Source organism: Serratia sp. CY40230, assembly GCF_052168835.1.
GTDB lineage: Bacteria > Pseudomonadota > Gammaproteobacteria > Enterobacterales > Enterobacteriaceae > Serratia > Serratia nematodiphila.
In genome coordinates this window covers 508,249-527,884 of sequence record NZ_JBJNLX010000005.1, presented here as the reverse complement: position 1 = coordinate 527,884, position 19,636 = coordinate 508,249, and the positions used below count along the sequence as shown (strand labels likewise).

The window sequence follows — 19,636 nt, the reverse complement described above, 5'->3', positions numbered from 1 at the left end:
GAAAAAGATGTGGCGCTATTCACGCGCTCTATTTAGAATCCCGCACCATGAAAACGAACAATCCAGCAGTACAATTCATCACGATTTCCGACGACGAAGCCGGTCAGAGAATCGACAACTTTCTGCTCGCTCGCCTGAAAGGCGTGCCGAAGAGCATGATTTATCGCATCGTGCGCAAAGGTGAGGTGCGGGTTAATAAGGGGCGCATCAAGGTCGAATACAAATTGGCGGCCGGCGACGTGGTGCGCGTGCCGCCGGTGCGCGTGGCCGAGCGCGAAGAGGCGCCGGTGTCGGCCAAGCTGGATAAGGTGGCGGCGCTGGCCGACTGCATTCTGTATGAAGATGACCACCTGCTGATCCTCAACAAGCCTTCCGGCACCGCGGTGCACGGCGGCAGCGGCCTGAGCTTCGGCGTGATTGAAGGGCTGCGGGCGCTGCGCCCGGAAGCCCGCTTCCTCGAGCTGGTGCACCGTTTGGATCGCGATACCTCCGGCGTGCTGTTGGTGGCCAAGAAGCGTTCCGCGCTGCGTTCGCTGCATGAGCAACTGCGGCTGAAGGGCATGCAGAAGGATTATCTGGCGCTGGTGCGCGGCCAGTGGCAATCGCACTGCAAGGCCGTACAGGCGCCGCTGCTGAAAAATATTCTGCAAAGCGGCGAACGTATCGTGCGCGTCAACAGCGAAGGCAAGCCTTCGGAAACCCGCTTCAAGGTAGAAGAGCGTTACGAATTCGCCACCCTGGTGAAGGCCAGCCCGATCACCGGGCGTACTCACCAGATCCGCGTGCACACTCTGCATGCCGGGCACCCGATCGCCTTTGACGATCGTTATGGCGACCGCGAGTTCGATCGTCAACTGGCGGGCACCGGCCTGAAGCGTCTGTTCCTGCACGCTGCGGCGCTGCGCTTTGAGCATCCGGCCACCGGTGAAACGATGCGCATCGAAGCGCCGATGGACGAAGAACTGCGTCACTGCCTGCAGGTGCTGCGCCGGCAGGCGGCCAAGTAATCTGCGTCACACCAGCGGGTTGATGCCTTCAGCCCGCAACATGTCCAACAGCGCGATCAACGGCAGGCCGATCAGGGCGTTCGGATCCCGGCCTTCCAGCCTGTCGAACAGCGCGATCCCCAATCCCTCGCTCTTGAAACTGCCTGCGCAGTTCAGCGGTTGCTCCAGACGCACATAGGCGGCTATCTCCGCTTCGCTTAGCGCGCGAAAATGCACGTGAAACGGCTCGCACAAGGCTTGCAGCTGCTTGCTGCGGCCGTTGTACAGCGCCAGGCCGGTATAGAAAGTCACGGCCTGGCCGCTGGCCTGCCGCAGCTGCGCGCGGGCGTTTTCCTCGGTATGGGGCTTGCCGGTGATGTTGCCATCGATCACGCAGATCTGATCGGAGCCGATGATCAGATGCTCGGGATAGGCGAGGGCCAACGCCTGAGCCTTCGCCGCCGCCAGGCGCAGCACCAGCGCTTCGGCGCTTTCGCCGGGCAAGGGGGTTTCATCCACCTCCGGCGCGGCGCAGTCGAACGGCAGCTGCAGCTTCTCCAGCAGCATTTTTCGATAGGGGGAGGTGGAGGCTAAAAGCAATCTCTGCATAATTTTTTTCGCAAACCGTAGCGTAAATGGGTACGGCATTTTAAACTGTCGGCCGCTGTGGAAGCGAATATTGGTGAAAGGAGCCGTTTTACGGCCTTTTTCTTTGACTCTATGTCGTTACAAAGTTAATATGCGCGCCCTATGCAAAAGGTAAAATTACCCTTGACCATTGATGCGGTACGTACCGCTCAGAAACGCCTGGACTATGCTGGTGTCTATGCGCCTGAGCAGGTTACTCGTGTTGCCGACTCCGTGGTCAGTGTGGACAGTGATGTCGAGGTGTCGTTGTCGTTCAATATCGACAATCAACGCCTCGCGGTGATAACAGGGCATGCGGACGTCACGGTAACGTTGATGTGCCAACGCTGTGGAGTCCCGTTCGAACATCAGGTTCACACAACATATTGTTTTAGCCCGGTCGTCAATGATGAGCAGGCTGAGGCATTACCGGAAGCGTACGAACCGATCGAAGTTGACGAGTTTGGCGAAGTCGATCTGTTGGCAATGATTGAAGACGAAATTATTCTTTCACTGCCTGTCGTTCCGGTACATGAATCTGAACACTGTGAAGTGTCCGAAGCGGACATGGTATTTGGCCAACTGCCTCCTGAGGCGGAGAAACCGAATCCGTTTGCCGTATTAGCCAGTTTAAAGCGTAAGTAATTGAGGAGTAAGGTCCATGGCCGTACAACAGAATAAACCAACCCGTTCCAAGCGTGGCATGCGTCGTTCTCACGATGCTCTGACCACGACTACTCTGTCTGTAGACAAAGTATCCGGTGAAACTCACCGTCGTCACCACATCACTGCCGACGGTTTCTACCGCGGTCGCAAGGTTATCGGCTAAGTAGCGATACCTTGACTCGTCTAACCCTGGCGTTAGATGCAATGGGCGGGGACTTCGGTCCCTGCGTCACAGTGCCTGCTTCGTTGCAGGCACTGGCCTCTAATTTACAGCTTCATCTCCTGCTGGTCGGCAATCCCGACGTCATCTCTCCCTTGCTTGCCCACGCCGATCCGGTTCTTCTGGAGCGTCTGCAAGTCGTGCCCGCCGAGTCCGTGATCGCCGGCGACGCCAAACCTTCACAAGCGATACGCGCCAGCCGCGGTACGTCGATGCGCATTGCGCTCGAACAGCTCAGCAGCGGCAACGCGCAGGGGTGCGTCAGCGCCGGCAATACCGGTGCGCTGATGGGATTGGCGAAGCTGTTGGTCAAGCCGCTGGAAGGCATCGAGCGCCCGGCGCTGATGACGGCGATCCCGAACCAGCAACGCAGCAAAACCGTGGTGCTGGATCTGGGCGCCAACGTTGAGTGCGACAGCACCATGCTGGTGCAGTTTGCCGTGATGGGTGCGGTGATGGCGGAAGAGGTGATCGGCATTGCGCAACCGCGGGTGGCGCTGCTGAATATTGGCGAAGAAGAGACCAAAGGCCTGGATAATATCCGCGAAGCGGCCGCTGTGCTAAAAAATACTCCGGCAATCAACTATATTGGTTACCTGGAAGGAAACGAACTGCTCACCGGCAAGACCGACGTGTTGGTTTGTGATGGCTTCGTGGGCAACGTCACCCTGAAAACCATGGAAGGGGTGGTCAGGGTGTTCTTATCGCTGCTGAAATCGTCCGGCGACGGAAACAAGCGAGCGTGGTGGCTGAAATTGTTGGGCCGTTGGTTGCAAAAACGGGTGGTTAAGCGGTTCGGCCACCTGAACCCCGACCAGTATAATGGCGCATGTCTGTTAGGATTGCGCAGCACCGTAGTCAAGAGCCACGGCGCTGCGAACCCTCACGCGTTTGCAGTCGCAATCGAACAGGCTGTGCAGGCGGTGCAGCGGCAAGTCCCGGAAAGGATTGCTGCGCGCCTTGAGGCTGTATTACCTAAGAGTGACTGATCGTACATGTATACAAAGATTCTCGGTACGGGGAGTTATTTGCCCGTACAAGTGCGCACCAATGCTGATTTGGAAAAAATGGTGGATACCTCTGACGAGTGGATCGTCACGCGTACCGGTATCCGCGAACGTCGCATCGCCGCCGCGGATGAAACCGTTGCGACGATGAGCTTCCAGGCCGCTGAAAAAGCGCTGGAAATGGCAGGTGTGGCTAAAGAAGACATCGGGCTGATCGTGGTGGCGACCACCACGAATACGCACGCGTTCCCGAGCGCGGCGTGCCTGGTGCAAGACATGCTGGGTATCAAAGACTGCGCGGCGTTCGATCTGGCTGCGGCCTGCGCCGGCTTTACTTACGCGCTCAGCGTGGCCGATCAGTACGTGAAAAACGGCGCGGTCAAACATGCGTTGGTGATCGGCGCAGATCTGTTGTCACGCACGCTGGATCCTGAAGATCGCGGCACCATCATCCTGTTTGGTGATGGCGCAGGGGCGGTGGTGCTGGGGGCGTCTGAAGAGCCGGGCATTCTGTCTACTCATCTGCATGCCGACGGCAGCTACGGCAACCTGCTGACGCTGCCATATAAGGATCGCCAGAATCAAGACAAGCCGGCCTATGTCACCATGGCGGGCAACGAAGTCTTCAAGGTTGCGGTCACCGAGCTGGCGCGCATCGTCGACGAGACGCTGCAGGCCAACAACATGGACCGCAGCGAGCTGGATTGGCTGGTGCCGCACCAGGCCAATCTGCGCATCATCAGCGCAACGGCGAAAAAACTGGGCATGGGGATGGACAAAGTGGTGGTGACGCTCGATCGTCACGGCAACACCTCTGCCGCCTCGGTGCCTTCCGCACTGGACGAAGCCGTGCGCGACGGGCGAATTCAGCGTGGTCAACTGGTGCTGTTGGAAGCCTTCGGCGGCGGCTTTACCTGGGGCTCGGCGCTGGTTCGTTTCTGATTTGGACAGGAAGAAAAAATGACGCAATTTGCTTTTGTTTTCCCGGGCCAAGGGTCGCAGACCGTTGGCATGCTGGCCGAGTTGGCCGCACAGTTCCCGATCGTCGAAGAAACCTTCGGCGAGGCTTCTTCCGCCCTGGGTTACGACCTGTGGCAGCTGGTGCAGCAAGGTCCGGCGGAAGAACTGAACAAAACCTGGCAGACCCAACCGGCTCTGTTGGCCGCTTCGGTGGCGATTTTCCGCGTGTGGCAGCAGCAGGGCGGTAAAGCGCCTGCGCTGATGGCTGGCCACAGCCTGGGCGAGTACTCGGCGCTGGTCTGCGCCGGCGTGCTGGACTTCAAGGCGGCGATCCGTCTGGTCGAGCTGCGCGGTAAGCTGATGCAGGAAGCGGTGCCAGAAGGCACCGGCGCGATGTACGCCATCATCGGTCTGGACAACGACGCGATCGCCAAGGCGTGTGAAGAGTCCGCGCAGGGGCAGGTGGTTTCTCCGGTCAACTTCAACTCGCCGGGCCAGGTGGTCATCGCCGGCAACAAAGAAGCGGTTGAACGTGCGGGCGCCGCCTGCAAAGCCGCCGGCGCCAAACGTGCGCTGCCGCTGCCGGTGAGCGTGCCTTCGCACTGCGCGCTGATGAAGCCGGCCGCCGACAAGCTGGCCGTGGCGCTGCAAGACATCACCTTCAACGCGCCACAGGTGCCGGTGGTGAACAACGTCGACGTACGCACCGAAAACGATCCTGAAGCGATCCGCAGTGCGCTGGTGCGTCAGCTTTACAGCCCGGTGCGTTGGACCGAGAGCGTAGAATTTATCGCAGCACAGGGAGTGACGTCGCTGCTGGAAGTGGGGCCGGGCAAAGTGCTGACTGGTCTGACTAAACGTATTGTTGACACCCTGACGGCTGCGGCGGTGAACGACACCGCCAGCCTGTCGGCGGCGCTTGAACAATAAAGAGGAAAATGATGAGCTTCGAAGGTAAAATCGTTCTGGTCACCGGCGCGAGCCGCGGTATTGGCCGAGCCATTGCAGAAACGTTTGTAGCACGCGGCGCCAAAGTGATCGGCACCGCGACCAGCGAGAGCGGCGCTGAAGCGATCAGCGGCTACCTGGGCGCAAACGGCAAAGGGTTTATGTTGAACGTTGTTGATGCGCAATCTATCGACAGCGTGCTGGCATCGATTCGTGCCGAATTTGGCGAAATCGACATTTTAGTGAATAATGCCGGCATCACGCGTGATAACCTGCTGATGCGTATGAAGGATGATGAGTGGGAGGATATCCTCGACACCAACCTGACTTCCGTATTCCGCCTGTCAAAAGCGGTAATGCGCGCTATGATGAAAAAGCGGTTTGGCCGTATCATCACCATCGGTTCCGTTGTCGGTACCATGGGGAACGCAGGGCAGGCGAACTACGCGGCGGCTAAAGCCGGTCTGATTGGTTTTAGCAAATCTTTGGCACGTGAAGTTGCTTCTCGTGGCATTACGGTCAACGTCGTGGCACCTGGCTTTATTGAGACGGACATGACACGGGCGTTGACAGATGATCAACGCGCAGGCATTTTGTCATCAGTTCCAGCCAACCGGCTGGGCGATGCTAAAGAAATCGCCAGCGCTGTTGCATTTTTGGCCTCTGATGAGGCCGGCTATATCACCGGTGAAACGTTACATGTCAATGGCGGCATGTACATGATTTAAAAAATGCGAAAACCATTTGCGTTATTTGAGGCAAAAACCGCAAAATAGCGTAAAATCGTGGTTTGACCAGCCGGGATTTAGTTGCATCTTTTTCAGCATTTTATACACTACGAAAACCATCGCGAAAGCGAGTTTTGATAGGAAATTTAAGAGTATGAGCACTATCGAAGAACGCGTTAAGAAAATCATTGTTGAGCAACTGGGTGTTAAACAGGAAGAAGTTTTGAACAACGCTTCTTTCGTTGAAGATCTGGGCGCTGATTCTCTTGACACCGTTGAGCTGGTAATGGCACTGGAAGAAGAATTCGACACCGAGATTCCAGACGAAGAAGCTGAGAAGATCACTACTGTTCAGGCAGCTATTGATTTCATCAACGCTAGCCAGCAGTAAGAGAACATATCTAGGCGGTCGTTCGACCGCCTAAGTTTTTTCTATCCCTAGTGTCATATTTTTCCCTCCCTGGAGGACAAACGTGTCTAAGCGTCGAGTAGTTGTGACCGGACTGGGCATGTTGTCTCCTGTCGGCAATACGGTAGAGTCCACGTGGAACGCTCTTCTTGCCGGTCAGAGTGGCATCAGCCTGATCGACCATTTCGATACCACTGCCTATGCGACCAAGTTTGCTGGCCTGGTAAAGAATTTTAATTCTGAGGATTTCATCTCTCGCAAAGATGCGCGCAAGATGGACGCCTTTATCCAGTACGGTATCGCTGCCGGCATGCAAGCCATGCAGGATGCAGGTCTGGACATCACCGAGGCTAACGCCACCCGCATTGGAGCCGCGATCGGTTCCGGCATCGGCGGCCTGGGTTTGATTGAAGAAAACCACAGTTCACTGGTTAACGGTGGCCCACGGAAAATCAGTCCGTTCTTCGTGCCATCCACCATCGTGAATATGATTGCAGGCCACCTGACAATCATGTACGGCATGCGTGGCCCAAGCATTTCCATCGCCACCGCCTGTACTTCAGGTGTGCACAATATCGGCCATGCGGCGCGTATCATTGCCTACAATGATGCGGACGTGATGCTGGCCGGTGGGGCAGAGAAAGCCAGCACCCCATTGGGCGTCGGCGGCTTTGGCGCAGCGCGCGCCCTGTCCACCCGTAATGACAACCCGCAGGCGGCGAGCCGTCCGTGGGATAAAGACCGCGACGGCTTCGTGCTGGGCGACGGCGCCGGCATGATGGTGCTGGAAGAGTACGAACATGCGAAAAAACGCGGCGCGAAAATCTACGCCGAAGTGGTTGGCTTTGGGATGAGCAGCGATGCTTATCACATGACTTCGCCACCGGAAAACGGCGCAGGCGCTGCGCTGGCGATGGAAAATGCCCTGCTTGACGCCGGTGTGACCCCGTCACAAATCGGTTACATCAATGCGCACGGCACTTCTACGCCGGCGGGCGACCAGGCGGAAGCGCAGGCGGTGAAATCCGTGTTCGGCGCCGATGCAGAGCGCGTGCTGGTGAGCTCGACCAAATCGATGACCGGCCACCTGTTGGGTGCGGCAGGCGCGATCGAGTCCATCTTCACCGTGCTGGCGCTGCGCGATCAGGCGGTACCGCCAACCATCAACCTGGATAACCCGGATGAAGGTTGCGATCTGGACTTCGTGCCTCACGAAGCGCGCCAGGTCAGCGATATGGAGTACACCCTGTGTAACTCCTTCGGCTTCGGCGGCACCAACGGCTCGCTGATCTTCCGCCGAGTGTAACTCGCGCTGTCGAACGCTGATGAAAGCCCGGTTTTTTAACCGGGCTTTTTTACGCCTGGCGTCCGGCCGTCAGCAGGGCTGCGTATTGCCTCGCCGCCTGCTATTCTGCGAGCGTAATGAAATAACCCGGCAACAGGAGGAAGCATGTACTGGATTAACGGACAACGCCACGACGCGCTGGCGCCGAGCGATCGCGGCCTGCAGTTCGGCGATGGCTGTTTTACGACTGCCCGGGTTATCGACGGTAAAATCGAGCTTTTGTCCTGGCATCTGGAGCGGCTGCAGCAAGCGGCGCAGAGGCTGATGCTGCCCGCCACCGATTGGGCGGCTTTCGAGCGCGAGATGGCGCTGGCGGCCGAATCAATTCCGCTCGGCGTGGTCAAAGCGATACTGACGCGCGGCAGCGGCGGGCGGGGTTACAGCCCGACCGGGTGCGAGAACCCGACGCGCATTGTTGCCCGCAGCAGCTACCCTACGCACTATTTGCAGTGGCGCGAGCAGGGCATTACGCTTGCGCTCAGCCCGGTGGCGCTGGCGCGCAATCCGCTGCTGGCGGGGTTGAAGCATTTGAACCGCCTGGAGCAGGTGCTGATCCGCGCGCATCTTGACCAGACGGGCGCCGACGAGGCGCTGGTGCTTGACACTGCCGGTATGCTGGTGGAATGCTGTGCGGCTAATTTGTTCTGGCGTAAGGGAAAAGCGGTATTTACCCCGGATCTGAGCCAGGCGGGCGTCGCGGGCCTGATGCGGCGGCGAGTGATCGCGCTGCTGGCGGGCTCGGAATACCGTCTGCATTGCGTCAGTGAACCGCTGGAGACGCTGGCCGATGCCGACGAAGTCCTGGTGAGCAATGCACTGATGCCGTTGCTGCCGGTAAACGCTGCGCAATCATGGCGTTATGCTTCGCGTCAGCTGTATGATTTTTTGCGTCCACACTGTTAACCATGGCTAATTGATGAAGAAAAGAAAGCTGAAGGTCCTGTCTGTTATTGTTGTTCTGGCATTGGCGCTGCTGTTTTGGGGCTACCAGAAGATCGAACGCTTTGCCGATACGCCACTGGCTATCCAGCAAGAAACCATCTTCAAACTGCCGGCCGGCACTGGCCGGGTAGCGCTCGAAGGGTTACTGGTGCGCGACAAATTGGTGCGCAACGGCCGCTGGTTCCAGTGGCTGCTGAAACTGGAGCCGGAGCTGGCGGAATTTAAAGCCGGTACCTACCGGTTCACGCCGGGCATGACGGTGCGTCAGATGCTGAAACTGTTGGCCAGCGGCAAAGAGGCACAGTTCACCGCACGCTTTATCGAAGGCTCACGCCTGCGTGACTGGCAGCAGGTGTTGCAACAGTCCAAATACCTGAAACACACCCTGGCGGGCAAGAGCGAAGCGGAGATCGCCGCTGCGCTCGGCATTCCTGCGGGAGAAACCCCGGAAGGACATTTGTACCCGGATACCTATCAGTATACCGCCGGCATGAGCGACATCGCGTTGCTCAAACGCGCGCACGTGCGCATGAACAAAGCGCTGCAGGCCGCCTGGGCCGGCCGCGACACCAGCCTGCCGTACAAAACGCCGGAGGAGCTGCTGACTATGGCTTCGATCGTCGAGAAAGAGACCGCGGTCCCGGAAGAGCGCAGCAAGGTGGCGTCGGTGTTCGTCAACCGCTTGCGCATCGGCATGCGTCTGCAGACCGATCCGACGGTGATCTACGGCATGGGCGAAAGCTATAATGGCAACATCACGCGCAAGGATCTGGAGACGCCGACGCCTTATAACACCTATGTGATCGCCGGCCTGCCGCCAACGCCGATCGCCATGCCGGGTGAGGCCTCGCTGCAGGCGGCCGCCAATCCGGCCAAAACGCCTTATCTCTATTTTGTCGCCGACGGCAAGGGTGGGCATACCTTCACCACCAATCTGGCGAGCCATAACCAGGCGGTGCGCGTGTACCGTCAGGCGTTAAAGGAAAAGAATGAAAAGTAAATTCGTTGTTATCGAAGGGCTGGAAGGCGCGGGTAAAACCACCGCGCGCGATACGGTGGTCAATGTACTGCGTGAACACGGCGTCAGCGATATCGTCTTCACCCGTGAACCCGGCGGCACGCCGCTGGCGGAGAAACTGCGCGATCTGTTCAAGCGCGGCATCGACGGCGAATTGCCGACCATCAAGGCCGAAGTATTGATGCTGTACGCCGCGCGCGTGCAGCTGGTGGAAACCGTGATTAAACCGGCTCTGGCGCGCGGCGCCTGGGTGGTGGGCGACCGTCACGATCTCTCTTCACAGGCTTACCAGGGCGGCGGCCGTGGCGTAGATCCGCAACTGATGGCCTCGCTGCGCGACATCGTGCTGGGGGATTTCCGCCCGGATCTGACGGTTTATCTCGATCTGCCGCCTCTGGTCGGCCTGCAACGCGCACAGGCACGCGGCCAGCTGGATCGCATTGAACAGGAGGCGCTGCCGTTCTTCGAACGCACCCGCGCGCGCTATCTCGAGCTGGTGGCGCAGGATGAAACCATCGTCACCGTTGACGCTGCCCAGCCGCTGGAGCAGGTGACGGCGGCGATCCGCGACTGCGTCGGCCACTGGCTGCGGCAGCAGGAAGGCGCATAATGAACTGGTATCCGTGGCTGAATGGCCCTTATCGCCAGCTGATTGGGCAGTACGCCGAGGGCCGCGGCCATCATGCGCTGCTGCTGCACGCGGCGGCGGGCAACGGTGACGATGCGCTGGCCTACGGCCTGAGCCGTTGGTTGATCTGTCAGCAGCGCAACGGCGAAAAAAGCTGCGGCGAGTGTCACAGCTGTCGGCTGATGCTGGCGGGCAACCACCCGGATTATCACGTGCTGGCGCCGGAAAAGGGCAAGAGCAGCCTGGGCATCGAACCGATCCGCCAGGTGATTGAAACGCTGTATGCCCACGCGCAGCAGGGCGGCGCCAAGGTGATTTGGCTGCCGCAGGCGGAACAGCTGACCGAGGCGGCGGCCAACGCGCTGCTTAAAACGCTGGAAGAGCCGCCGGAGAAAACCTATTTCCTGCTGGGTTGCCGTGAGCCGTCGCGGCTGATGGCGACGCTGCGCAGCCGCTGCCTGTACTGGCATTTGGCCAGCCCGGATGAACAACTCAGCCTGCAGTGGCTGAGCCGGCAGGCGGCCGGCTCTCAGACGGACCGCCTCACGGCGCTGCGCCTGCACGACGGCGCGCCGCTGGCCGCCGAACAGCTGTTGCAGCCGCAGCAGTGGCAGCAGCGCAGCGCGCTGTGCGCCGCGTTGAGCGCCGCGCTGCCGCAGCGCGATATGCTGTCGATGTTGCCGGTGCTGAGCCATGAAGACGTCGCCGAGCGCCTGCACTGGCTGTGCGCGCTGCTGGTGGACGCCATGAAGTGGCAGCAAGGCGCGCATCACTATGTATTGAATCAGGATCAGCAACCGCTGGTGCATCAGCTGGCCAGCCTGTTGAGCAGCGCCTCGCTGCAACAGATCGTGCAACAGTGGCTGAGCTGCCGCCATCAGTTGCTCAGCGTGGTGGGCGTCAACCGCGAGCTGCTGCTGACCGAACAGTTACTTCGCTGGGAACAGATGCTTGGCGCCGCCGGCTATTCCCACCCTCACTCGCTGTAAAGTTAAAGAGTTAAAAATTATGTTGTTAGTCGATTCTCATTGCCACCTTGACGGCCTGGATTATCAAACGCTGCACCAGAATGTGGACGATGCACTGGCCAAGGCCAAAGCTCGCGACGTCGGCTATGTGCTGGCGGTCGCCACCACGCTGCCGGGCTACCGCTCCATGACCGAACTGATCGGCCAGCGCGACGATGTGGCCTTCTCCTGCGGGGTGCATCCGCTCAACCTGGAAGAAGGCTATGATTACGCCGAGCTGCGCCGCCTGGCGGCGGCGGAGCAGGTGGTGGCGCTGGGGGAGACCGGGCTCGATTACTTCTACCAGAAGGATAACCTTGAGCTGCAGCAGGACTCTTTCCGCGAGCATATCCGCATCGGCCGGGATCTGAACAAGCCGGTGATCGTCCACACCCGCGACGCGCGCGCGGACACGCTGGCGATCCTGCGTGAAGAGAATGCACAGGACTGCGGCGGCGTGCTGCACTGCTTCACCGAAGATCTGGCCACGGCCGAAGCCTTGCTGGATCTGGGCTTCTACATCTCCTTCTCCGGCATCGTCACCTTCCGCAATGCCGAACAGCTGCGCGAAGTGGCACGCTACGTGCCGCTGGATCGCATGCTGGTGGAAACCGACTCGCCTTATCTGGCGCCGGTGCCGCATCGCGGCAAAGAAAACCAACCCGCCTATGTGCGTGATGTGGCTGAATACATGGCGGTATTGAAGGGCGTCAGCCTGGAACAGCTGGCCGAAGCGACCACCGCCAACTTTTCACGCTTATTTCACCTCGAACTGTGATCTTTGGCCTAGGCTATAGCGGTAGGTCATTGTCTGCGTAATTTTTTTTAAGCTCGTAATTAATCACTGAAACGGGTAAGGTTCCCTCCCGTTTCAAGGTGGTTGGTGCGCGTTTTTTGCTCTCTTTTGCCAAAAAAACGCCGGTTTATGCAAAGTTGCCGCGGCTCGATCATCGAAACGTGATTGTCATCAAACATTGCGCAGGCTATTTATTTTACTCTGCGTAATAAATTCAAGGGGTGCTCAGACACCCTGAATTGCAGGGGTTTTTCTCCCCCCCTTGCAGCGCGACGTATCGCGACAAGAAGTAGCAAAGCATTATTACTCAGGAGCACACTCAACTATGTTCAAGAACGCATTTGCAAACCTGCAAAAAGTAGGTAAATCGCTCATGCTGCCGGTGTCCGTGTTGCCTATCGCAGGTATCCTGCTGGGCGTCGGCTCCGCCAACTTTAGCTGGCTACCTGCGGTAGTCTCCCACGTGATGGCGGAAGCGGGCGGTTCGGTCTTCGCCAACATGCCGCTGATTTTCGCCATCGGCGTCGCCTTGGGCTTCACCAACAACGACGGCGTTTCCGCGCTGGCGGCGGTGGTGGCTTATGGCATCATGGTGAAAACCATGGCGGTGGTTGCGCCGCTGGTGCTGCACCTGCCGGCTGAAGAGATTGCGGCCAAACACCTGGCGGATACCGGCGTGCTCGGGGGGATTATCTCCGGCGCCATCGCGGCCTATATGTTCAACCGCTTCTTCCGCATTCAACTGCCGGAATACCTGGGCTTCTTTGCCGGTAAGCGTTTCGTGCCGATCATTTCCGGTCTGGCGGCGATCGTTCTGGGCGTAGTGCTGTCCTTCATCTGGCCACCGATCGGTACGGCTATCCAGACCTTCTCGCAGTGGGCGGCTTACCAGAACCCAGTTGTAGCCTTCGGCATTTACGGCGTGGTTGAGCGTGCTCTGGTGCCGTTCGGTCTGCACCACATCTGGAACGTACCGTTCCAAATGCAGATTGGTGAATTCACCAACGCGGCGGGCCAGGTGTTCCACGGCGACATCCCTCGTTACATGGCGGGTGACCCAACCGCGGGCAAACTGTCCGGCGGCTTCCTGTTCAAAATGTACGGTCTGCCTGCTGCGGCCATCGCCATCTGGCACTCGGCCAAGCCGGAAAACCGCGCGAAAGTCGGCGGCATCATGATCTCCGCCGCGCTGACCTCGTTCCTGACCGGTATTACCGAGCCGATCGAGTTCTCCTTCATGTTCGTCGCGCCGATCCTGTACGTGATCCACGCTATCCTGGCCGGTCTGGCGTTCCCAATCTGCATTCTGTTGGGCATGCGTGACGGCACCAGCTTCTCGCACGGCCTGATCGACTTTATCGTACTGAGCGGCAACAGCAGCAAAATCTGGCTGTTCCCAATCGTCGGCATCGTCTACGGTCTGGTGTACTACACCATCTTCCGCGTGCTGATCGCCAAGCTGGATCTGAAAACGCCAGGCCGTGAAGACACCGCTGCCGAGCAGTCTGCGCAGGGCGGTTCCGAAATGTCCGCGGCGCTGGTTCAGGCCTTCGGCGGCAAAGAAAACATCACTAACCTGGATGCTTGCATCACCCGTCTGCGCGTCAGCGTGGCCGACGTGTCCAAAGTTGACCAGGCGGGCCTGAAGAAACTGGGCGCAGCCGGCGTAGTCGTCGCTGGCTCCGGCGTGCAGGCCATCTTCGGCACCAAGTCCGACAACCTGAAAACCGATATGGACGAATACATCCGTAATCACTGATTCAGGCAGGGGAGTTGCAAAGGGAGGCGAAAGCCTCCCTTTTTTATTGCCTGCCGTCAGGCGCCAAGGCGCTGTTCGAGCTCGGCGAGAGAAGGGAGGAACCAGACCTGTTCGCCGCGATTGGCTTCGCGCACGAAGTCTTGCAGCGCGTTGCTTTGTGCCAGCCAGGGAGTGATATCGCCCAGCAGCGCCACACGCAGGCGGTAGTTGATGAATTTCTGCAATACGGTGCCGGCCACGCCGCTCCTCAGCTGGAAGAAGGCGGCGTCGAGGCGGCTGACGGGGAGGGCAATCATCCCGGCCTCGTGTTCAAAGGCGGGCGCGATAAACAGGCTGACGTCGTTTTCGTCTTTCAACATCGGCCCGGCTTCGGCGAATACCACCAGGCGCAGATCATGGATTTGCTGCACGGCGTAGCTCATCGGTGCTCCGGGAGTCAGGGTTTAGCATGTTTTTGCAGGTAATGCTCGAACACCGCCAGCGTTTCGTCCGAGATATGGTGTTCAATCCCTTCGCTGTCCAGCTCGGCGGTTTCGCTCGGCACCCCGAGGCACATCAGCAGATCGACCACGATGCGGTGACGGCGGCGCACCTTCTGCGCCAGCTGTTCGCCTTCCTCGGTTAAAAACACCCCGCGATAAGGGCGCGATTCCACCAGCCCGGCGCTTTTGAGCCGCGCGATATTTTTGATCGCCGTCGGGTGAGACACGCCGAAGCGGCGCGCGATATCGGTGGTTCTGGCTTCGCGGGTGCTTTGCAGCAAATCGGCGATCAGCTCAACGTAATCTTCGATCAGCGCATTGGACTGCGCTTCGCGGGCGCGGCTAAAACGCAGGGCGTGCTCGGCCTCGTCCGGCATGTCGGTCAGGGCGGAGCGGTCGGCGTTATCTGGCGCGCGGGTAACCATAGCGTGGGGCGTCCTGTAAGCATAAAAATGGCGTCTCCCGGCAATGCGGGGAGGGTTGCCCTAAGTTAGTCCAAATAGCACACATTATCAATTCGATGCCACGCATTGTGGTAGTTAGAAATATCTCTACACAAAGCCAATGAATTTCGCCTGTTGCATAAAGTGTAGCCGATGCTACATTGTCAGCATGATCGGTGGAAAAATAACCAGCAAAAGATTAAGGGCAATTCATGCGTGACGCGGCAACCCCCTCATCGTTAACCGAACGAACCAACATCGCGATTGGCGCCGCCCTTGCCGGACGCAAGCGCGGCGCCTTCACGCCGTTGCTGTTCGCCGGTCCGGCGGTGATTGCCTCTATCGCCTATATGGATCCCGGTAATTTCGCCACCAACATTCAGGCCGGGGCGAAATACGGCTACAGCCTGCTGTGGGTGGTGGTGATGGCCAACCTGATCGCTATGCTGTTCCAGGCGCTGTCGGCCAAACTGGGCATCGTCACCAACCGCAATCTGGCGGAAATGTGCCGCGACCAGTTTTCACGGCCGGTGGTGATCGGCATGTGGCTGCTCAGCGAAGTGGCGGCGATGGCCACCGATCTGGCGGAGTTTCTCGGCGGGGCGATCGCGCTGGCGCTGCTGTTCCACATGCCGCTGCTGGCGGGGATGGGGGTGACGGCGGTGATCACCTATGCGCTGTTGATGGTGGAAAAGAAAGGTTTCCGCCCGGTCGAGCTGATGATTGGCGGCCTGGTGGGCATCATCGCGCTGTGCTACCTGGTGGAGATGTTCATCGTGCCGGTGGACTGGCAGGCGGCCGGCCTCGGCATGGTGACGCCGCAGTTGCCGGATGCCCAGGCGCTGACCATCGCCGTCGGCATTATCGGCGCCACCGTGATGCCGCACGCCATTTTCCTGCACTCGGGATTGACTCAGCACCGCAGCCCCGCCAGCGACAACGGCGAGCGGCGCAAGCTGCTGCGTTTTTCCAATATTGAAGTGGTGATCGCGCTGGCGCTTGCCGGGCTGGTGAATATTGCGATGGTGATCATGGCCTCGAGCGCCTTCCACGCCGGTAACAGCGACGTGGCCGAAATCGGCACTGCCTACCATACGCTGACGCCACTGTTCGGCGCGGCGGCGGCCGGCATCTTCCTGGCTTCGCTGATCGCCTCCGGCATTTCCAGCTCGGTGGTGGGCACCATGGCCGGGCAAATGATCATGCAGGGCTTTGTCGGCTTCCGCATCCCGGTGTGGGTGCGCCGCCTGGTGACCATGGTGCCGGCGTTTATCGTGGTGGCGATGGGCGTCAACGCCACCGATGCGCTGGTCTATAGCCAGGTGGTGCTGAGCCTGGCGCTGCCGGCGCCGATGATCGCGCTGGTGATGTTCACCCGCCGCCGCGACATCATGGGCGAGTTCGCCAACGGCCGCTGGACCAGTCTGGCGGCGGTGGTCGGCACGGTGGTGATCGTGCTGCTCAACGTGGTGTTGCTGCTGCAGACTTTCGGCGTCGATATCCCTGGACTGGGGTGATCTTGCGGGGCGCGCGGCCGCGTCGCTAAATTATAAATTCCCCACGCCGCCGTCCATTTGCAGCTCGGCGCCGACCATAAAGGCCGACTCGTCCGCCGCCAGAAACACCGCCGCTTTGGCCAGCTCCAGCGCGCTGCCCATGCGGCCGATCGGCACCAGCGCGCGGATATCGTCGCGCAAGGCCCGCTCGTCCGCTTCCGCCAACCCCAGTTTACCCAATGCCGGGGTTTCGGTCGGTCCGGGGCTGAGGCCGTTGACGCGAATGCCGCGCGTGTGCAGCTCGCCGGAGAGCGTTCTGGCCAGCGATAACAAACCGGCTTTGCTGGCGGCGTAGGCGCTGCTCTGCGGCAGGCCGATATGGGCGCTGACCGAACCGCACAGGATCACCGAAGAAGGGTTGGCCAGCAGCGGCAGCAGCGCCTGGATCAGAAAGAACGGCCCCTTCAGGTTGATGTCCATCAGCCGCTGATAGCTTTGCTCATCCCACTCCTGCAGCGGGCGATGCGTGACGTCGCCGGCGTTGATGTACAGCACGTCCAGCCGCGGCCACCGCTGCTCCAACTGCTGCGCCAGCGCGCGCTGCTGTGGGATATCGCCGGCGTCGCTCAGCAGCAACAGCGCCTTGTCCGCCAATGCCTGGCCCGCCGCGTCCAGGGCGCGTTGGCTGCGGCCGGTGATCGCAACCAAAGCGCCCTCGGCGATGAACTGGCGGGCGGTTTCCAGCCCGATGCCGCTGGTGCCGCCGGTAATCAATGCGTATTTGCCTTGCAGTCGTGACATAACCGATTCCTCTTTAGCGTCAGTTGCGGCATTATTTGCGCTATAGTTCCTTTTGCATAGTAGGCACCTTTTGGATACTAATAGACGAGGTGGGATGAAATGACGGCGCAAGCGCCCTTAGCGGCGGAAAATAATTTGGCGGCGTTGCCGACGGCGGGCGAACCCTGCCCGATGGTGGACTTCGTCAATCTGGTGTCGGGTAAATGGGCGATACCGATATTGTACCGGCTGATCATGATCGACGGCCCGGTGCGATTCAGCGAGCTGCAGCGGGCGGTGGCGCCCATTGCGCAGAAAGAGCTGACGCGCCAGCTGCGGCTGTTCGAACAGCGCGGCCTGGTGACGCGGCAGGTGTTTCCCGAAGTGCCGCCGCGGGTGGAGTATCAGGTCACCGCGCTGGGCAAATCGCTGCGGCCAACGCTGGACTCGCTGGCCGAGTGGATGCGTCGGCATGCGCCGCAGCTGATCGGCGGCTAGTCGCCGATGCCCGGCGGGTTGATGGTGGAACGCTCGACCTTTTCGTCGCCTTCGCCCCAGCGTTCCAGCACCTGCGCATATTCGCCGCTGACGATCGCGCCATTGATCGCGGCGTTGACGGCGTTCACCAGCCCGTTGCCTTTTTTGGTGGTGACCGCGACATAGGCCACGTTGGGGCCGATGCCGACCATTTTGGTTTTGCCGGTCAGCGCCGCCTTGTAGGCGCCGGTGGAGTGGGGGCCGAAGAACGCATCGGCGCGCCCGGACTGAATGCTCAGGTTGGTGGCAGCGTCGTCGGTCACGTAGATCGGCTGTACCGGCGGCAGCCCGGCGGCGCGATTTTGCTTATCCCATCCCAGCAGAATGTTTTCCTGATTGGTGCCGGATCCGACGATGATCCGCAGACCGGCGACGTCCTGCGGCCGGTTGATCGTGGTGATGTGGCTGGTGGATTTGACGTAAAAGCCCAGCGTATCCACCCGGTAGGTGGCGAAGTCGAATTTGGTTTTACGCTGTTTGGTGACGGCGATGTTGAAGATTGCCGCATCGTATTTGCCCGTGCTGATGCCCAGCGGCCAATCTTCCCAGGAGGTGGGCACCAGATTCAGCTCCAGTCCGAGGCTATCGGCCACCAGGCGGGCGATGTCCGGATCGCTGCCGATCAGCGTTTTATTGTCTTCGGCGAACAGCGCCAGCGGCGGGGAGTTCTCGAATGCCACCGCCACCGTCAGCTTGCCTGGCACTGCGAAGTGAAAGTTCGCCGGGATCAGCGCGATAGCGGCGGGATTCTTCTCTGCGTGTATCGGCTGTCGGTTAGCCTGCAGGTCGATACCGCCCGTCGTGGCCGCCTGCACGGCGGCGCTCAGCAACAGCGCGCACAGCGCCGAAATTCTCGGTAACATAACGCCCTCTATCCTTTGTTAATCATGGAGTTACTATTGGCGGCGGCGCGGGGCAAGTAAAGCAACAATAGTGAATAACCAAAGTGAAAAGATGCACAAGCGGGGGGCCGGGCTGCGCGAATCTGCAGCACTCGACGTGGAAAGTGCGCAATCAGGTTGAAAGCAGTAGAATTTGTCACTCATACTGCGTACAGCTAATTGTGTAAAACAAGGAACGCCAGATGGCCGAAGAAACGATTTTCAGTAAAATTATCCGCCGCGAAATCCCTGCTGATGTGGTTTACCAGGATGAACTGGTGACCGCTTTCCGTGACATCTCCCCCCAGGCGCCCACCCATGTGCTGATCGTTCCCAACGTGCTGATCCCAACCGTCAACGACGTGACCGTGGAGCACGAAGCCGCGCTGGGCCGCATGATCACCGCTGCGGCGAAAATCGCCGAACAGGAAGGCATCGCCGAGGACGGCTACCGCCTGATCGTCAACTGCAACCGCCACGCCGGTCAGGAGGTCTATCATATTCATATGCACCTGGTCGGTGGCCGCTCGCTGGGGCCGCTGCTGTCACGTTAAGCGAGGAAATCATGCGCGGTAAAAAAACTCTGCGTGGTCTGATGGCGTTGGCGTTGGCGCTGCCCGCCGCGTTGTTGATGGGATGCAGCTCACCGCCCGGCATCGCGGTCAACCAAGGGCAGACGGTGGTGATGGATCCCTCGGTGCTGACCGCCGGTATTCTGGCCGATACGCCCTCGATTTCGAACGCTTCCGGGCGGGTGATGGCAACCTCGGTGCTCAATAACAGTCAGCTGACGCCGGTCACCGTACATTACCGTTTCTATTGGTACGACGCGCAGGGGCTGGATATTCGCCCCTTCGAGAAACCGCGTGAGATCGTGGTGGCGCCCGACTCGGACGCCAAAATCTACTCGATTAACGGCAATCTGGACGCTAAAAGCGCGCGTCTGTATCTGTACCTGTAAGCGCTTGCCA

At 59.6% G+C, this 19,636-nt stretch carries 24 protein-coding genes; 19 read left to right on the top strand and 5 right to left on the bottom strand.

Annotated elements, in window-relative coordinates; all coding sequences use genetic code 11:
* Positions 1 to 47 precede the first annotated feature (47 nt).
* The gene (rluC, locus tag ACJ8IJ_RS19945; RefSeq protein ID WP_004927787.1) at positions 48 to 1,007 is read left to right on the top strand and encodes a 23S rRNA pseudouridine(955/2504/2580) synthase RluC; all 960 of its coding nucleotides are present in this window, start codon (positions 48 to 50) and stop codon (positions 1,005 to 1,007) included.
* A gap of 6 nt (positions 1,008 to 1,013) precedes the next feature.
* Here the strand turns inward: rluC and ACJ8IJ_RS19940 are convergent, their stop codons facing one another.
* Positions 1,014 to 1,595, bottom strand: a complete 582-nt coding sequence (locus ACJ8IJ_RS19940) for a Maf family protein (RefSeq protein ID WP_442518478.1) — start codon at positions 1,593 to 1,595, stop codon at positions 1,014 to 1,016.
* Between the two features lie 141 nt (positions 1,596 to 1,736).
* On the opposite strand from ACJ8IJ_RS19940, the gene yceD reads away from it, so the two are divergent.
* The 14 genes from yceD (at position 1,737) to ptsG (ending at position 14,046) form a co-directional block, all read left to right on the top strand.
* The gene (yceD, locus tag ACJ8IJ_RS19935; protein WP_004927780.1) at positions 1,737 to 2,258 is read left to right on the top strand and encodes a 23S rRNA accumulation protein YceD; all 522 of its coding nucleotides are present in this window, start codon (positions 1,737 to 1,739) and stop codon (positions 2,256 to 2,258) included.
* A 16-nt stretch (positions 2,259 to 2,274) separates the two neighbouring features.
* Positions 2,275 to 2,442, top strand: coding sequence for a 50S ribosomal protein L32 (gene rpmF / locus ACJ8IJ_RS19930; RefSeq protein ID WP_004927778.1), 168 nt, complete (start codon positions 2,275 to 2,277; stop codon positions 2,440 to 2,442).
* 11 nt (positions 2,443 to 2,453) lie between these two features.
* Positions 2,454 to 3,488, top strand: a complete 1,035-nt coding sequence (gene plsX, locus ACJ8IJ_RS19925; RefSeq protein ID WP_004928717.1) for a phosphate acyltransferase PlsX — start codon at positions 2,454 to 2,456, stop codon at positions 3,486 to 3,488.
* Positions 3,489 to 3,494: 6 nt separating this feature from the next.
* Entirely contained in the window at positions 3,495 to 4,448 is a 954-nt protein-coding gene (locus ACJ8IJ_RS19920; RefSeq protein ID WP_004928723.1) for a beta-ketoacyl-ACP synthase III, read from the top strand.
* A gap of 18 nt (positions 4,449 to 4,466) precedes the next feature.
* Positions 4,467 to 5,396, top strand: a complete 930-nt coding sequence (gene fabD / locus ACJ8IJ_RS19915; protein ID WP_015377451.1) for an ACP S-malonyltransferase — start codon at positions 4,467 to 4,469, stop codon at positions 5,394 to 5,396.
* A gap of 11 nt (positions 5,397 to 5,407) precedes the next feature.
* Complete coding sequence (gene fabG / locus ACJ8IJ_RS19910; protein WP_004928729.1) at positions 5,408 to 6,142, top strand: 3-oxoacyl-ACP reductase FabG; 735 nt, start codon at positions 5,408 to 5,410, stop codon at positions 6,140 to 6,142.
* A 154-nt stretch (positions 6,143 to 6,296) separates the two neighbouring features.
* Positions 6,297 to 6,533 (top strand): acyl carrier protein, encoded by a 237-nt coding sequence (gene acpP / locus ACJ8IJ_RS19905; protein WP_004719003.1) that lies wholly within the window; start codon positions 6,297 to 6,299, stop codon positions 6,531 to 6,533.
* 82 nt (positions 6,534 to 6,615) lie between these two features.
* Complete coding sequence (fabF, locus tag ACJ8IJ_RS19900) at positions 6,616 to 7,857, top strand: beta-ketoacyl-ACP synthase II (protein ID WP_004928734.1); 1,242 nt, start codon at positions 6,616 to 6,618, stop codon at positions 7,855 to 7,857.
* Positions 7,858 to 8,001: 144 nt separating this feature from the next.
* Positions 8,002 to 8,799, top strand: coding sequence for an aminodeoxychorismate lyase (gene pabC / locus ACJ8IJ_RS19895; protein ID WP_442518477.1), 798 nt, complete (start codon positions 8,002 to 8,004; stop codon positions 8,797 to 8,799).
* Between the two features lie 13 nt (positions 8,800 to 8,812).
* A complete protein-coding gene (gene mltG / locus ACJ8IJ_RS19890; RefSeq protein WP_265261618.1) occupies positions 8,813 to 9,838 on the top strand; it encodes an endolytic transglycosylase MltG in 1,026 nt (341 codons plus the stop codon).
* Positions 9,828 to 10,466 (top strand): dTMP kinase, encoded by a 639-nt coding sequence (gene tmk / locus ACJ8IJ_RS19885; RefSeq protein WP_171403403.1) that lies wholly within the window; start codon positions 9,828 to 9,830, stop codon positions 10,464 to 10,466. Before mltG ends, tmk begins: the two co-directional genes overlap by 11 nt.
* Positions 10,466 to 11,473 carry a DNA polymerase III subunit delta' gene (gene holB, locus ACJ8IJ_RS19880; RefSeq protein ID WP_265261617.1) on the top strand — a complete coding sequence of 336 codons (1,008 nt, stop codon included), beginning with the start codon at positions 10,466 to 10,468 and terminating at the stop codon, positions 11,471 to 11,473. The genes tmk and holB overlap by 1 nt, the downstream gene beginning before the upstream one ends.
* 19 nt (positions 11,474 to 11,492) lie before the next feature.
* Positions 11,493 to 12,269 carry a metal-dependent hydrolase gene (locus tag ACJ8IJ_RS19875; protein ID WP_442518476.1) on the top strand — a complete coding sequence of 259 codons (777 nt, stop codon included), beginning with the start codon at positions 11,493 to 11,495 and terminating at the stop codon, positions 12,267 to 12,269.
* A gap of 343 nt (positions 12,270 to 12,612) precedes the next feature.
* Positions 12,613 to 14,046, top strand: a complete 1,434-nt coding sequence (gene ptsG / locus ACJ8IJ_RS19870) for a PTS glucose transporter subunit IIBC (RefSeq protein WP_015377458.1) — start codon at positions 12,613 to 12,615, stop codon at positions 14,044 to 14,046.
* Positions 14,047 to 14,102: 56 nt separating this feature from the next.
* On the opposite strand, the gene ACJ8IJ_RS19865 is transcribed toward ptsG, so the two are convergent.
* Together ACJ8IJ_RS19865 and mntR are read right to left on the bottom strand one after the other, a co-directional pair.
* A complete protein-coding gene (locus ACJ8IJ_RS19865) occupies positions 14,103 to 14,468 on the bottom strand; it encodes a DUF4180 domain-containing protein (protein WP_440484078.1) in 366 nt (121 codons plus the stop codon).
* A gap of 14 nt (positions 14,469 to 14,482) precedes the next feature.
* The gene (gene mntR, locus ACJ8IJ_RS19860; protein ID WP_048322909.1) at positions 14,483 to 14,953 is read right to left on the bottom strand and encodes a manganese-binding transcriptional regulator MntR; all 471 of its coding nucleotides are present in this window, start codon (positions 14,951 to 14,953) and stop codon (positions 14,483 to 14,485) included.
* A gap of 230 nt (positions 14,954 to 15,183) precedes the next feature.
* Between mntR and ACJ8IJ_RS19855 the strand changes: the two genes are divergently transcribed.
* Positions 15,184 to 16,488, top strand: a complete 1,305-nt coding sequence (locus tag ACJ8IJ_RS19855) for an Nramp family divalent metal transporter (protein WP_015377461.1) — start codon at positions 15,184 to 15,186, stop codon at positions 16,486 to 16,488.
* 30 nt (positions 16,489 to 16,518) lie between these two features.
* Here the strand turns inward: ACJ8IJ_RS19855 and ACJ8IJ_RS19850 are convergent, their stop codons facing one another.
* A complete protein-coding gene (locus tag ACJ8IJ_RS19850) occupies positions 16,519 to 17,268 on the bottom strand; it encodes an SDR family oxidoreductase (RefSeq protein ID WP_154870749.1) in 750 nt (249 codons plus the stop codon).
* Positions 17,269 to 17,367: 99 nt separating this feature from the next.
* Here ACJ8IJ_RS19850 and ACJ8IJ_RS19845 point away from each other — a divergent pair, with 99 nt between their 5' ends.
* A complete protein-coding gene (locus tag ACJ8IJ_RS19845) occupies positions 17,368 to 17,745 on the top strand; it encodes a winged helix-turn-helix transcriptional regulator (RefSeq protein ID WP_074469396.1) in 378 nt (125 codons plus the stop codon).
* On the opposite strand, the gene ACJ8IJ_RS19840 is transcribed toward ACJ8IJ_RS19845, so the two are convergent.
* On the bottom strand, positions 17,742 to 18,647 hold the full coding sequence (locus ACJ8IJ_RS19840; protein ID WP_442518475.1) for a transporter substrate-binding domain-containing protein: 906 nt from the start codon (positions 18,645 to 18,647) through the stop codon (positions 17,742 to 17,744). The genes ACJ8IJ_RS19845 and ACJ8IJ_RS19840 overlap by 4 nt on opposite strands.
* Positions 18,648 to 18,868: 221 nt before the next feature.
* On the opposite strand from ACJ8IJ_RS19840, the gene hinT reads away from it, so the two are divergent.
* The gene (hinT, locus tag ACJ8IJ_RS19835) at positions 18,869 to 19,219 is read left to right on the top strand and encodes a purine nucleoside phosphoramidase (RefSeq protein WP_004928776.1); all 351 of its coding nucleotides are present in this window, start codon (positions 18,869 to 18,871) and stop codon (positions 19,217 to 19,219) included.
* A gap of 11 nt (positions 19,220 to 19,230) precedes the next feature.
* Complete coding sequence (locus ACJ8IJ_RS19830; protein ID WP_004928779.1) at positions 19,231 to 19,626, top strand: YcfL family protein; 396 nt, start codon at positions 19,231 to 19,233, stop codon at positions 19,624 to 19,626.
* Positions 19,627 to 19,636: the final 10 nt, after the last annotated feature.